Source organism: Sphingomonas daechungensis (genome assembly GCF_039543105.1).
Taxonomy (GTDB): domain Bacteria; phylum Pseudomonadota; class Alphaproteobacteria; order Sphingomonadales; family Sphingomonadaceae; genus Sphingomicrobium; species Sphingomicrobium daechungense.
Genome location: NZ_BAABJC010000001.1, coordinates 966440 through 979497, shown reverse-complemented (window position 1 = coordinate 979497; position 13058 = coordinate 966440). Strand labels below are relative to the sequence as shown.

The window sequence follows — 13058 nt, the reverse complement described above, 5'->3', positions numbered from 1 at the left end:
CCGCGTTCCTATCTCGCTCTGGTGAGCGAGCCTGACATCATCCTGACGGCAAGCGCTGCCAAGCGCGTTTCGTGGATCGCAGAACGGCAATCGAAGCCTGCAATCCTCCGGCTTGCTGTCGATGGCGGCGGTTGCGCCGGCTTCACATACAAGTTCGAATTGGCGGACGCTCAGGCCGACGACGATACAGTCGCCGAGACCGATGGCGTGAAGCTGGTTGTCGATCCCGTGAGCCTGGACCTGGTGCGGGGCTCGGCGGTGGATTTCGTCGAGGATCTTGGCGGAGCATCGTTCAAGGTGACCAACCCGAATGCCGCTTCGGGCTGCGGTTGCGGCTCGAGCTTCTCAATTTGAGGCTCTCGACTTTCAACATCAACGGCATCCGCGCACGCCTCCCGCGGTTGCTCGAATGGCTCGAGCGCGAAAAGCCCGACGTCGTCTGCCTGCAAGAGCTGAAGTGCGCGGATGAGAGCTTGCCGATCGCTGACATCGAAGGCGCCGGCTACGGCGCAGTCTGGCATGGCCAGAAAGGCTTCAACGGGGTCGCCATCCTCGCACGCGGCGATACGCCTGAGCTGCGGCGTGTGGGTCTGCCTGGCGATCCGGACGACACCCACAGCCGCTACATCGAAGCGGAAGTCAGCGGCGTCGTGGTGGCTTCCATCTATCTTCCGAACGGGAATCCGATCGGCACCGAGAAATTCGACTACAAGCTGCGATGGATGTCGCGCCTGGAGGAACGGGCCGCCGAATTGCTGCGCGAAGAGCGTCCGGTCGTCCTCGCTGGGGACTTCAACGTCGTACCCGAAGACCGCGACGTCTTCTCGATCCGCGCCGCCGCCAACGACGCCCTCGTTCAGCCGGAAACGCGCGCGCAGTGGCGCCGGCTGCTCAACCAGGGCTGGACCGACGCTTTGCGGGCCTATCATCCCGATGATGCCGGACTTTATACGTTCTGGGATTACACCGCTGGTTGCTGGCAACGCGATGCCGGCTTCCGCATCGACCACTTGCTCTGTTCTCCGGAGGTATCCGACCGCCTGGACGGCGCGGGCGTCGACAAATGGGCGAGGGGAGAGGAAAAGGCGTCCGACCACGCGCCGACCTGGATTCAGCTGATCTGAAACGGCGATAGATTTGGGAGCGGCCAAGCGCCGAGTGGGTGCTCCTTACCCAACCGCTCCCGCCCTTGGGGGCATTGGGGCGCCTTCATCCCAAGAGGAGCCTCTCGCTGCAGGGAACATCGCTAGACGATTCGCCGCAACGGAAGAGGCTCGCCGCCAACTTAGATCATCAAGAAAACTTTACAATTGGCTTAGTTGTTGCGGAATAGCGCGAAGTGAATCGCAGAGCGGCCCCGGGATTTGAACCCGGAGCAGCTCCGATGGACTTTTGGCGGAAATCAGGGCCCCTCGATAAAGCCGTGCCCTGCCACAATTATATGTAAAGAGACATTTACATAAGGTTACCGATCGCCGAGAATGCGCTCGGTAGTCGGCGGGAGCAGGCAGGTGAACAAGTGGTTCGAGGGTCCGGTCGAGCGCACTCCTTGGACCTATGATCCAGCCTTCTTCGAATCTGCCGCAAGACGCCGCCGCGGGCTCGGCCAGACGATCGCCGTAGGGCTGCTCGCAACCACCCTGGTCTTCCTCCTCGGGATGGCCTTCACCAATCGCAACAACCTGCCGCTCTACTATCCGACCTGCGACTGGGCGCGCTTCGTTGGCGCAGCGCCGATTGCCAAAGGGCAGAAGGGGTATCGCCAAGCGCTTGATTCAGACGGCGACGGCATTGCGTGCGAGCCGTATCAGGACCCCTGACCGAGGCGTCAAAGCACCTTTTCGTAGATCCGGTAGCGATGATTGATGTGCGCCCCGGGGAGCTGGGCGATGGAAAGCATTCCCTTGTTGTCCTCGAGGATCCAGCCGAACTCGCCGTGAGTGGCCCCGAACTTGGAAACGGCGTCGCGCCGGGTGAACTCGATCATCATGAAAGCCAACTGGCTCGCCAGCCGTGAGCCGTGCAGCTTCTTTGCAACGCCCATGAGCGGCACCCGCAGCCGCCGTGTCCGGGGCTTCCGCAAGCGCCACAGCAGCTTGACGAAGTTGAACGGGAACAACTCGCCGTTGAGGTCCTTGGTCAGCTCATTGATGTCCGGGATGGTCAGCATAAAGGCGACTGCCTCGCCATCAACTTCCGCGATCCGCACCAACTCGCTGAAGATGATCGGCTTCAGCTTCTTGCCTGCATAGGCGATCTCGGCCTCGGTCAGCGGAACATAGCCCCAATTGTTGGACCAGGCGTCGTTCAGCAGGTTGAGAATGAGCCGGGCCTCCTCGTCGAAGCGCGACTTGTCGACGCTTCGAATACGGATGCGAGGATTGCGCTCACCCGCCTCGATCAGGCGGCTGATCAGCGGGTCGTGCCAGTTGGTAATGTCGAGCTCGTAGGTGATCAGGTCCTTGGCCTTTTCGTAACCGGCTGCTTCGATCCAAGGCTGATATTCCGGGCGATGATGGCCCATCATCGCGGTGGGTGGCTCGTCGAAGCCTTCGATTTCGAGGCCCGGCTCATCCCAGATTGACAGGCTGACGGGGCCAAGGGCTCTCGTCATGCCCTGCTCGCGGAGCCAGCCCTCCGCAGTCGCGATCAGAGCCGCCGCGGCCTCGCCGTCGAGAGCCTCGAACATTCCCCACTGGCCGGTGCCCCGCTCCATATGTTCCTGGACCAGATCGTCCACCTGTGCGCTGATCCGCCCGACGATTTTTCCGCCGTGCTCTGCCAGCCACAACTCCGCGCGAGCATGGCCGAACCAGGGATTCTTCTTTGGATTGAGGAGCCCGTGGACCTCGTCCTTCAGCGGCGGGACCCACGCCGGGTCGTTTCGATAAACGTCCCAGGCGAAGTTCACGAAGGCCTTGCGGTCGGCCTTGGTCACGACCGGGCGGATCGATACGGGGGCGTTCATTCGCGATGGCTAGCCGCTTGCCACAGGCAACGCCAGTAGCCGGCCCTTTCAACGCCATGATCGCGCCACTATCTCTTTGCAGAGGCAGTCAAATCATGTCCGGATCGACCACTCTCGAGCTGCAGCGCGCCAGCAACCGTCCGCTTTCGGGCGAGGCCGCGCGCACGCCCGCCAGCGACGACAAGGCGATGCTGAAGGCTGCGGCGGACCTGACTCGCGACCTCAATGTCGCCAGACCGGCGATCTACTGGGCCGATATGATCGGGTCGGCAGCCGTGGGATACGCGGGGTTGCTGTTGGCGATATTCGCGAACTCCGCTCTGGCTGCGGTCGCTGCCGGCGTCGTTGCCGTGCTGGCCCTTTACCGGGCTGGTAGCTTCATCCACGAGCTGACGCATATCAAGCCGAACGCGGTCCCCGGTTTTCGCCTGGTCTGGAACCTGTTGATCGGGATTCCGCTGCTGGTGCCATCCTTCATGTACGAGGGCGTTCACAACCAGCATCACGCCAAGCGTTACTACGGCACGGTCAACGATCCCGAATATCTGCCGCTGGCATTGATGAAGCCATGGACCCTGCCGGTGTTCATGGTCGCCGCCTTGCTGGCTCCCGTCGGGCTGTTGATCCGCTTCGGCATTCTGGCGCCGCTGTCGCTCCTGTCGCCCGTGCTGCGCGACCAGGTCGTGGCCAAATATTCGGGGCTGCAGATCAATCCGCAGTTCCGTCGTCCGCAGCCCGAGGGGGAGTTCCGCCGTCAGTGGCTGGCGATGGAAGTTGCCTGCAGCCTCTGGGCAATCGCGCTGCTGGCGATGACCGCGACTGGCGTCGTTCCGTTTCGCGCCTTCCTGATTTTCCTGGGCGTCGCGTCAGGGGTAATGTTCCTGAACCAGGTTCGGACCCTGGTTGCGCATTTGTGGGAGAACGACGGCGAGCCGATGACGGTCACCGCCCAGTTCCTCGACAGCGTCAACGTTCCGCCACCCGCCACCCTACCGGTCTTCTGGGCACCGGTTGGGCTACGCTACCACGCGCTGCATCACTTGCTTCCGGGTCTCCCCTACCATGCGCTCGGCGAAGCTCATCGCCGGCTTTGCAAGGCGCTCGACAGCGGTTCGGCCTATCATGAGTCCAGCCACCGCGGCCTTTACGGGCTGGTTGGCCGGCTCGCGTCGAGCAGTTGGAATTCCACCCGCTAGATCACTCGTATTCGACAAGGCGAAAGGCGCGTTGCCGCCCGCCTTCAACGATGATCAGCTCTCGCTTGCGATTGGTAGGCATGCTTCGCCACTCGCTGGCCGATGCCCGGACGCCTCGAACAATCCGAATGCGTGCTTCCGCCCGGCCGCGAGGGACGGAGACCGGCTGTTGGACGGCAGCTGATAGGACGGCGAGCAGAAGCACCGCCGACCTTTCCGTGGAACGCGCTTAATCCCATGCTGTGCTTCCGTCCGAATTGGATACGAAGCTATTCCTCCGACCGGATAAGGACCGACTCGCCGACCAGCAGGAACAGCAGGAAAGGTGCCCAAGCTGCCAGGAAGGGCGGATAAGCGCCGACGTTGCCCATAGCGAGGCTGAAGTTGTCCGCGACGAAGTAAGCAAATCCCAGCGCCATGCCGATGCAGGCGCGGAGCAGCACCTGGCCCGAACGCGCGAGCCCGAAGGCGGCCGTTGCTGCCAGGAGCGGCATGAGAATCGTCGAAAGTGGACCGGAAACCTTGTGCCATAGGCCCGCACGTGCCTCGTCCGTCGGACGTCCCGCGCGTTCCAGCTCATCGATCCTCTTCCGCAACGTCCAGAAGTCGAGCTGGTCGGGGTCGACCTTTGCGAGCTTGAGTTGCTCCGGCTTCACGCCCTCCAGCGCGACCAACTCCGGCTGACGGCGGACCATGTTCATTGCCGTGCTGTAGATCGAGACGTCGCTGAGCTTCCAGGCATTGCCGTATGGGACGGCTCGCTTCGCGTTGATGACCTGCTGAAGCTCTCCACCTTCGCGGTCGTAGATGGTGAGATCTTCGATATGGAAGGCCGAGCCGCGGCCCCCGACGTGCCGCGCCTGGAGCAGATCGTTGCCGCTCAGCAGCCAGACATTACTCAGGATCCCGCTTTCCGGCGGCACGGGCTTGTAGTCGTTGTCGCTCCACGCCGTGACCTGACGATTGGCGTTCACCACGACTTTCTCGTTGAAGACGAAAAGGCCTGCCGCGATGATCAGGCTGGCCAGGATCAGAGGCGCAAGCATCTGGTGCGCCGAGATGCCCGCGGCCTTCATCGCCACGACTTCGCTGTGCTGGTTGAGCGCGGTGAATGCGATCAAGGTCCCGAGCAGAACGGAAAAGGGCAGGAACCGCGAAATCAGGAGCGGAAGCCGCAGGGAAACATACTTCCAGAGCTCGGCCTCGCCGTTCCCAGGCACCGCAAGAATCTTCCCGGATTCGCCTAGCAGGTCGAGCGTCATCAGGACGAGCACCAGCGCGATCAGCACTGCGAGGCTTCGCGTGACGAACAGCTTGATGGTGTAAAGCGCGATCCTTCGCGACGGAAAGAAACGAAGGTTGATCATGCCGGCTGGACCTTCGGCAGGAGCTTGCGGAGCGACTTGCCGACTCGGGCGAACGCACGTTCCAGCGCGCCGATCGGCTGGCCACCGGGTCGGTGCGCGAGCACATGATACATCCAGATGATCAATGCGCTCAGCGCGAAAAGCGGGATCCACATTGCAAGGATCGGGTCCATGCTTCCGCGTGCCGCCGCCTGCTCCGCATATTGGTTCACCTTGTGATAGGCGACGATGATCACGATCCCGATGAAGATGCCCAATGCCGAGCTGCTTCGCTTTGGCGGCACGGCGAGGGCCACCGCCAACAGCGGAAGCATCAGCATCATCAGGACCTCGACGATGCGGAAGTGGAAGTTGGCCTGCGCACCCATGCGGTCGTCCTTCGACGCCTTGGGGTCGAAGTAGCCGACCCGGAACAGCTCGGGCAGCGTCAGCTCTTCGAGCTCCTCGTGCCCGCGCTGCCGGAAGCTGTCGACGCGCGGCAGGTTGATGGGCAGATCGTAGAGATCGAACGACAAGGTCCGCGGTGTCGCGAACTTCGGCGAATTCTGGATCAGGCGGCCATGCTCCAGGCGGAACAGGATCACGTCGGGATCATCCGTGGACAGGAATCGCCCCTGCTGCGCGGTCGCCGCCACCGACATGCCGGAACGGTCGTCGACCTGGACGAAGATGCCGTGGAGCTGCGTCCCCTTATGCTCGCTGCGGTCGATGCGAAGAGTCATCTTCCGGCCGAGATTGTTGAACTCGCCGACCTTCACCGAAGCCCCCAGCGCGCCCGAGCGAAGATCGAACCGGAGCCGCTCATAGCCATAGTGGGTCCACGGCTGGATCCAGCCGACGATAAACAGGTTCAGCAGCAAAAGGACCACCGTGAACCCGTAGGGCACCCGCAATAGCCGTCCGAAGCCCGCGCCGATGCCGCGCAGGGCGTCCAGCTCAGACGACAGCGCCAGCTTGCGGAAGGCCAGCAGGATCCCCAGCATCAGCCCAATCGGGATTCCGAGCGAGAAATATTCCGGAAGCAGGTTGGCAAGCATTCGCCACACCACGCTGACCGGTCCGCCGGCCGTCACGACGAAATCGAACAGGCGCAACATCTTGTCGAGTACGAGCAGCATTGCCGCGAGCAGGAGGGTGCCGAACAGCGGCACCGCAATCTGCTTCGTGAGGTAGCGATCGATCAAAGACAGCCGGCGCACGGATTATGTCGTTCCAACACCATGATTTGGCCGCAAACCGGGCCGAGATAGCGTAGTGGGCAGTTGCACCTTGCTGAACGGTGCCGCGGCCCTTGGCAGGGCTATAGCGGACGGAACTCGAAAATCATGCGTAAATCGCGTTTCGTCGCACGGTGTAGCAATGGTTGAGGGATCGCGTCCGAGGATCGCCCTCCTGTCCAATCCGAAGTCGACAGGCAATATCGCGCAGCTCGCCCGCATCCGGGAGTATTGCGCCGAGCATCCGGACATCTTCCACTACGAGGTCGAGCACGCCGACCAGATCGGTGACGGCATGCGGACGATCGCCCGTGTCCGGCCGAAGATGCTGATCATCAATGGCGGTGACGGAACCGTCCAGGCCGCGCTGACCGAAATCCATAACGGCGGCCATTTCGAGGACGAGCCGCCGCCGGTCGCCGTGCTTCCGAACGGAAAGACCAACCTGATCGCCATTGATCTCGGCTCGCACGGCGATCCGATCGAGGCGCTCGAAAAGCTGGCGAAACTCGCCCAGTCGGACCTCAGCCCGCATATCGTCGCGCGGGAGCTGATTGCGCTCCGCTGCGATCCGACTTCGCGTCCGGTGATCGGCATGTTCCTCGGCGGCGCGGGCCTTGCCGACACGATGCTGTACTGCCGGGACAAGATTTACCCGCTCGGTCTGCCCAACGGCCTTAGCCATGCGCTGACTGCGGTAGCCTTCCTCGCGCGGATGTTCCTGCGCCTGAAGGCCAACTTCCTACCGCCGGAGCCGAGCCACATGCAGGTGTCGATCCGGCCGGACGACCCGATCCAGGGCCGCTTCGCATTCTTCGCTGTGACCACGCTCGAGAAAATGCTGCTCACCGCTGAGCTCAACGGTTCAGGCCAGGGCGGGCGGCTGAAGCTGGTAGCGATCGAAGAGCGCCCGGTGTCGCTGATCAAGGCCGTGGTTGCGAATGCGCTCGGCAAGCTCGGCGTTGCGCGGTTGCGCGGAGTGCATTTCGAAGAGGCTGACGAGATCAGCATCGAGGGCGAGAACACGAACCTCATCCTGGATGGCGAGATGTTCCAGACCAAGGTCGGCCGCCCAATCACCCTGAGTTCAGCGCAGCCGTTGTCGTTCGTCCGCCTCGCGGCCTGACATGCCTGCCTTGCGCGATCTCGTCGCTGAAGAACTGTCGACGCCCGTCGATAGTCAGGTCACCGGCATGGCCGCTGCGATTGCCGCGAAATACGGACAGGCCTCCCGCGCGGTCCTTTTCTACGGATCTTGCCTTCGGGAGAAGAAGCTCGAAGGGCTGATGCTCGATTTCTACCTGATCGTCTCCAGCTACCGCGAAGCTTTCGGCAAGACGTGGCTGGCCCCGGCCAACGCGATGATCCCGCCCAACGTCTTCTATTTCGAGCATGATGGCTTGGTCGCCAAATATGCCGTGCTCTGCGAGAGCGACTTCTATCGGCTGAACGGTCCCGAGACTCGCAACGTGTCGGTGTGGGCCCGCTTCGCGCAGCCGTCGCGGCTGGCGTGGTCGGCGGATGCCGAGGCGCGGTCGGCGGCAATTGCGGCAATCTCCCGCGCGGCCCCGACCTTGCTCGCGGCGGCCGGTCAGGTGGATGGCGAGAGCCCGCTGGAATGGTGGCGGCGTGCCTTCTCGCTCACCTATTCCGCCGAGCTGCGCGCCGAGCGGAAAGGCCGTAGCGGCTCCGTCGTCGATGCCGATCGTGAGCGTTACGAGCGCTTCAGCGAGCCTGCCATTGCCGCAGTTCCGGCGTTGCTCGCGCGACCGACGAGCTGGGCGCGTCGACGGGTGGAAGGGAAACTGCTGTCCGTCGCGCGTCTTGCGAAGGCCAGCTTCACCTTCGCCGGAGGCGCCGATTATATCGCCTGGAAAATCAATCGGCATGCGGGAACGGATATCGAGCTCAAGCCGTGGCAGCGAAAGTGGCCGCTGCTGGCCGCGATCAGCCTGCTGCCGCGGCTCCTCCGGTCCGGCGCGGTTCGGTAGGCCGGCGGGAAAGCGCGATCGCCACGGCGTTCGCAAGCGCGCCGACCGTGAACGGCTTGCGCAGCAGTTCGTGACCGACGAGGTCGCCCGTTTCGCCCTCCCCGAAATAGCCGGTGACGAAGAGGACCGCGAAGTCGTCGTGGGACTGCTTCAGGTGCTTGATCAGCTCGGGTCCCGTCATCTCGGGCATGATGACGTCCGAAATGACGAGGTCGAACTGCTGGTTCGCGAAGATCTCGATCGCTTCTGCACCACTGCTGCAGGCGACCGGGTCGTAGTCGAGATCCTGCAGCGCCTCGATGGTCGACGACCGCACGCGAGGATCGTCTTCGACGACCAGGATGCGTGCGCCGGGCACATGCGCTTCATTATCCGCACGCTGGACGGTCGGATGCAGGCGGACGGGCGTCTCTGCGGCGATCGTCCGTGGAAGATAGATGGAAACCGTGGTTCCCTTGCCTTCTTCGCTCTGGATGCCGACCTCGCCGCCGGACTGGTGGGCGAAGCCGAAGATCTGGCTGAGGCCGAGGCCGGTGCCCTTGCCGACCGGCTTGGTGGTGAAGAACGGCTCGAACGCCCGTTCCATGACCTCGGCTGACATTCCGCAGCCGGTGTCGGTCACCGAAATGCGGACATAATCGCCGGCACGGACATCGCCGACTTCATTGGCTGTGAGCGCCTGGTTGCTCGCGGTAATCCGCATCAGGCCTTCGCCGCTCATCGCATCGCGCGCGTTGACCGCCAGGTTGACGATGGCGTTCTCGAGCTGATGCGGGTCGACGTAGATCGGCCAGACGTCCGGATCGAGATCGACCTCGACATGGATCCGCTCGCCGAGCGTGCGGTCGAGGAGGTCGGACATTCCCGACACAAGTTCGCGGCTGTCGACGCGCTCCGGCAGTAGCGGCTCCGACCGGGCGAAGGATAGCAAGCGGCGGGTGAGGGCGGCCGCGCGCGTCGCGCCCTCCATTGCGTTGTTGAGATGGTTGAGCACCTCGCGGCGCGGCCCGTTGAGACGCCGGCGGGCAAGGTCGATGCCGCCGACGACCACCGCGAGCATGTTGTTGAAGTCGTGCGCGATGCCGCCCGTCAGCTGACCGACCGCTTCCATCTTCTGAACCTGGCGCAGCTGCGCTTCCGCTGCCTCGCGCTCCTCGATCTCGGCCTTCAGGGCAACGTTGGCCTCGCTGAGCTCGCGAGTGCGCTCGGTGACGCGCTCTTCCAGCAGTTCCGCGCGCTCCGTTTCGGACTCGGCGAGCCGCTTCGCGTAGGCGAACTGGCGGATGGCCTGGACAGAGACAAAGCCAAGGAGGATCGCGCCGAGCCCGACGATGACGCCAAGCCAGCTCAAATAGTCGGTCAGGCGGTCGGCCTGCGCCGAGAAGAACTTGGTCTGTTCCATCCGCTGGCGAAGCAGCGTGCGTTCCGCCGCAGCAATCTCCGCGAGCTTGACCGAGAGGTCGACACCCACGGGAGACTGGGCGGCTTGATAGAAGTAGCCGGTGCCGCCGGACCCTTGCTTAGCGACCGTCGCTCGGGCGGCGAGGGCGAATTCCTCGCCGCGGATCTGGTATAGCCGCATCAGCTCCATCACCCGCTGGCGCTGCTCGGGGTCTGACCGGACGAGGCGTTCCAGCTGATAGATCTGCTGTCCGGCGAGCCGCCATTGGCTGTAATAAATATTGCCGCTGGTCTTCACCTCCTCGTCGAGGACGAAGCGGCCGAGTCCAGCTTCGGCTCTGGAGATGCTCGCATCGACCGCGCGGGTCAGCAGGTTGACGTCGTAAGCGTGGCGCTCGCCCTGGAGCGCACTGTCGCGCGCGCCATTGGACATGGCGACAAGAGTGACCATGGCGAGCAGGATAAGGGTGGCAAGAAGCGCCCCTGCTGCTGCCCCACCCCGTCGCCAGTCGAACTGGAGATCGTCCCCACTGGGCGTCATGTCAGCAGTCTAAACCTGTCTGCATCCCGACGGAAGCCGCGCGTTAACGATTATATACAGCCAGTCGCACGGCCCGCCGCAGCGAACATTCCGAGTATCTCTTCAACCTGCTCACTGCTGTGCTCCGCACACAAGGAACAGCGCAAAAGCGTCATTCCGGCAGGTGTCGCGGGCGGCCGGGCGAGATTGACGTAGAGGCCTTCCTTCAGAAGCGCTTCCCACATTGCGGCGCCGGTTTCGAGGTCGGGCATGATGACGGCGATGATGGCGGACTGCGGCTCGTCGGTGCCGAGCGTGAAGCCAAGCTGGCGGAGGCCCGCGTGCAGCCGCTTCGAATTCTCCCACAGATGCGCGCGCTTGTCGGCGGCATTCATAAGCTTGCGGATCGAGGTCGCGGCGGTCGCGACCACCGAGGGTGGAAGCGAGGCGGTGAAGACGTAAGGGCGGCAGACCAGCCGCAGGATCTCGAACTTTGGATGGTTGGAGACGCAGAAGCCACCGACGGTGCCGACCGACTTGGAGAAGGTGCCGATGATGAAATCGACGTCGTCCATCACGCCCTGGGCTTCGGCGACGCCACGGCCATGCTCTCCGATGAAGCCCATCGAGTGAGCCTCGTCGACGAGGACCATCGCGCCGTTGTCCTTGGAGACCCGGACCATTTCCTTCAGCGGAGCGATGTCGCCCAGCATCGAATAGACGCCTTCCAGGACGACCAGCTTGCCGGCCCCTTCGGGCACGCGCTTCAGCCTTTTTTCGAGCGCCTCGATGTCGTTGTGGCGGAAGGGGACAACCTGCGCATTGCCCATCGCGCAGCCGTCGTAGATCGACGCGTGGCTGTCGATGTCGAGGATGATGTAGTCATCCTTGCCGGCGATCGTCGAAATGATGCCGAGGTTCGCCTGGTATCCCGTCGAAAACACCATGGCATGGTCCATGGCGTAGAAATCCTTGAGCGCATCCTCGACGGCGCGGTGGCCGGCGTAGGTGCCGTTGAGCACGCGGCTGCCGGTGGTGCCTGAGCCAAACTCGTCGAGCGCCTTCTTGCCGGCGGCGACGACGTCCGGATCGAAGGTCATGCCCATGTAATTGTAAGTGCCAAGCAGGATCGTCCGCTTGCCGTTGCAGATCGCGACCGTCGGGCTTTCGACCTTTTCCATCACCAGGTTGAACGGGTCGGTGACGCCAGTCGAAAGGAGACCTTCGCGCAGCGCGATGAGGTCGTCGAACTTGGAGAAAAGGTCGCTCAACGCTCGCCCTCAAGCTGGCGGACGGCATCGACGAGCTGGTCGACCGTCTCGATCTCCGCTGCGCGGTTCATGCTGATCAGGATGTCGAACTCGTCCTCGACCGAGGCGACGAAGTCCATCACGGTCAGGCTGTCCCATTCGAGGTCCTGCGCAAAGCGCGTGTCGCCGGAGATTGCGACGCCCTTTTTGTTGAAGGGGTCGATCAGGTCGCGGATCCTGGCTTCGGTTTCGTCACGGTCGGTCATGCATGGCCCCTATGCGGCAGCCCGCGCTTTCGCAACGCAATCGGGCGCGATTGCGGCGGCGGAGGGTCCGAAAGCGGCGCGAATGGTCCCAATGTTCGCACTGACGTGGTCGAAATCCGACACTCCTGCCGATCGCACGATCGCTTACGCTCCACGAACTGACAGGATTGTCCGAACACCGCTCGATCGAAGCAAACCGAATCCTACTTTGCCAGCTGAAAGTCCGGTCGGCGGATGAACGCTAGCTATTCGGCGTCCGGAACAATGTGCCGGGCCATATGCGGCAGGAAATCCATCTTGCCCAAGGGGACGCCCGCGTTCCGCAGCAAGGCGTAGGCCATCGTCACGTGGAAATAGAAGTTCGGCATGATCCAGTCGCGGATGTTCTCTTCGGACGACATCAGGAAACGAACGCCGTTCGGCAATGTCAGGTCGACGACCGCGTCCGGTGCTGCCCATTCGGAAGGGTCGGCCTGATCGATCAGCGAACGAACCGCGGCAATCCGCTCGCGAACTTCGGCCAGCGAGCGATATTCCTCCTCCTCAAGCGGAAGAGCTTTCCCGCCCACCTGATTGAGCGCCAGCAGCACCTGGTTCAGCGCGACGCGTAACTGTAGCTCCAGCGGAAACATGTCCTCGGTGAGCTGCTCGGCAAGCACAGTATCCGGCATCCCGGCGTCTTCGGCCTTGGCAACAATACGATCGAGCGCGCCGAGCATATCGTCGAACACGATCCGAGCTGAATGAGCGTAGGTCATCGTGAACCTCTGACGTGGAGTGACGTCTCGTGCTAGCCGTAGCTCGATCAATGTCTCCGACGGCAGGCGATTGATCCTGTCCGCAATGGGTGAAAAGCGGGACCGGTCACCGGCAACGCCTGTC

The 13058-nt window shown here is 63.0% G+C and carries 13 protein-coding genes; 6 read left to right on the top strand and 7 right to left on the bottom strand.

What is annotated here, in order from left to right; translation table 11 throughout:
• Nucleotides 1–18: 18 nt before the first annotated feature.
• The 3 genes from erpA (at nucleotide 19) to ABD928_RS05085 (ending at nucleotide 1820) form a co-directional block, all read left to right on the top strand.
• Entirely contained in the window at nucleotides 19–354 is a 336-nt protein-coding gene (erpA, locus tag ABD928_RS05095) for an iron-sulfur cluster insertion protein ErpA (RefSeq protein ID WP_345170151.1), read from the top strand.
• Nucleotides 351–1124, top strand: coding sequence for an exodeoxyribonuclease III (gene xth, locus ABD928_RS05090; RefSeq protein WP_187714698.1), 774 nt, complete (start codon nucleotides 351–353; stop codon nucleotides 1122–1124). The genes erpA and xth overlap by 4 nt, the downstream gene beginning before the upstream one ends.
• A gap of 387 nt (nucleotides 1125–1511) precedes the next feature.
• Complete coding sequence (locus tag ABD928_RS05085; protein ID WP_223276332.1) at nucleotides 1512–1820, top strand: excalibur calcium-binding domain-containing protein; 309 nt, start codon at nucleotides 1512–1514, stop codon at nucleotides 1818–1820.
• A gap of 8 nt (nucleotides 1821–1828) precedes the next feature.
• Here ABD928_RS05085 and ABD928_RS05080 read toward each other — a convergent pair whose 3' ends face one another.
• Nucleotides 1829–2968, bottom strand: a complete 1140-nt coding sequence (locus ABD928_RS05080) for an N-acetyltransferase (protein WP_187714696.1) — start codon at nucleotides 2966–2968, stop codon at nucleotides 1829–1831.
• Nucleotides 2969–3063: 95 nt separating this feature from the next.
• Here ABD928_RS05080 and ABD928_RS05075 point away from each other — a divergent pair, with 95 nt between their 5' ends.
• Complete coding sequence (locus ABD928_RS05075; RefSeq protein ID WP_345166717.1) at nucleotides 3064–4164, top strand: fatty acid desaturase family protein; 1101 nt, start codon at nucleotides 3064–3066, stop codon at nucleotides 4162–4164.
• Between the two features lie 269 nt (nucleotides 4165–4433).
• Here the strand turns inward: ABD928_RS05075 and lptG are convergent, their stop codons facing one another.
• On the bottom strand, nucleotides 4434–5531 hold the full coding sequence (lptG, locus tag ABD928_RS05070; RefSeq protein WP_317617545.1) for an LPS export ABC transporter permease LptG: 1098 nt from the start codon (nucleotides 5529–5531) through the stop codon (nucleotides 4434–4436).
• Nucleotides 5528–6730 carry an LPS export ABC transporter permease LptF gene (gene lptF, locus ABD928_RS05065; protein WP_187714695.1) on the bottom strand — a complete coding sequence of 401 codons (1203 nt, stop codon included), beginning with the start codon at nucleotides 6728–6730 and terminating at the stop codon, nucleotides 5528–5530. Before lptF ends, lptG begins: the two co-directional genes overlap by 4 nt.
• Nucleotides 6731–6890: 160 nt before the next feature.
• Between lptF and ABD928_RS05060 the strand changes: the two genes are divergently transcribed.
• Nucleotides 6891–7874, top strand: a complete 984-nt coding sequence (locus ABD928_RS05060; protein ID WP_187714694.1) for a diacylglycerol/lipid kinase family protein — start codon at nucleotides 6891–6893, stop codon at nucleotides 7872–7874.
• A gap of 1 nt (nucleotide 7875) precedes the next feature.
• Entirely contained in the window at nucleotides 7876–8739 is an 864-nt protein-coding gene (locus ABD928_RS05055; RefSeq protein WP_187714693.1) for a hypothetical protein, read from the top strand.
• On the opposite strand, the gene ABD928_RS05050 is transcribed toward ABD928_RS05055, so the two are convergent.
• The 4 genes from ABD928_RS05050 to ABD928_RS05035 all read right to left on the bottom strand — a co-directional run bounded on the left by ABD928_RS05050 (nucleotide 8696) and on the right by ABD928_RS05035 (nucleotide 12985).
• Nucleotides 8696–10681, bottom strand: a complete 1986-nt coding sequence (locus ABD928_RS05050) for an ATP-binding protein (RefSeq protein WP_345166709.1) — start codon at nucleotides 10679–10681, stop codon at nucleotides 8696–8698. The two genes, ABD928_RS05055 and ABD928_RS05050, sit on opposite strands and share 44 nt — an antisense overlap.
• A 50-nt stretch (nucleotides 10682–10731) precedes the next feature.
• The gene (gene spt / locus ABD928_RS05045) at nucleotides 10732–11931 is read right to left on the bottom strand and encodes a serine palmitoyltransferase (protein ID WP_187714692.1); all 1200 of its coding nucleotides are present in this window, start codon (nucleotides 11929–11931) and stop codon (nucleotides 10732–10734) included.
• Nucleotides 11928–12176: an acyl carrier protein gene (locus tag ABD928_RS05040; protein WP_187714691.1), complete on the bottom strand. Its 249-nt coding sequence runs from the start codon at nucleotides 12174–12176 to the stop codon at nucleotides 11928–11930. Before ABD928_RS05040 ends, spt begins: the two co-directional genes overlap by 4 nt.
• A gap of 245 nt (nucleotides 12177–12421) precedes the next feature.
• Nucleotides 12422–12985: a DUF1993 domain-containing protein gene (locus ABD928_RS05035; RefSeq protein ID WP_345166702.1), complete on the bottom strand. Its 564-nt coding sequence runs from the start codon at nucleotides 12983–12985 to the stop codon at nucleotides 12422–12424.
• Nucleotides 12986–13058 lie beyond the last annotated feature (73 nt).

What these genes read in the sequence shown, in the direction of transcription:
- ABD928_RS05080 (WP_187714696.1), bottom strand. Translation starts at nt 2,968, where the DNA reads ATGAACGCCCCCGTATCGATCCGCCCGGTCGTGACCAAGGCCGACCGC.
- ABD928_RS05075 (WP_345166717.1), top strand. Translation starts at nt 3,064, where the DNA reads ATGTCCGGATCGACCACTCTCGAGCTGCAGCGCGCCAGCAACCGTCCG.
- lptG (WP_317617545.1), bottom strand. Translation starts at nt 5,531, where the DNA reads ATGATCAACCTTCGTTTCTTTCCGTCGCGAAGGATCGCGCTTTACACC.
- ABD928_RS05060 (WP_187714694.1), top strand. Translation starts at nt 6,891, where the DNA reads ATGGTTGAGGGATCGCGTCCGAGGATCGCCCTCCTGTCCAATCCGAAG.
- ABD928_RS05055 (WP_187714693.1), top strand. Translation starts at nt 7,876, where the DNA reads ATGCCTGCCTTGCGCGATCTCGTCGCTGAAGAACTGTCGACGCCCGTC.
- ABD928_RS05050 (WP_345166709.1), bottom strand. Translation starts at nt 10,681, where the DNA reads ATGACGCCCAGTGGGGACGATCTCCAGTTCGACTGGCGACGGGGTGGG.
- ABD928_RS05040 (WP_187714691.1), bottom strand. Translation starts at nt 12,176, where the DNA reads ATGACCGACCGTGACGAAACCGAAGCCAGGATCCGCGACCTGATCGAC.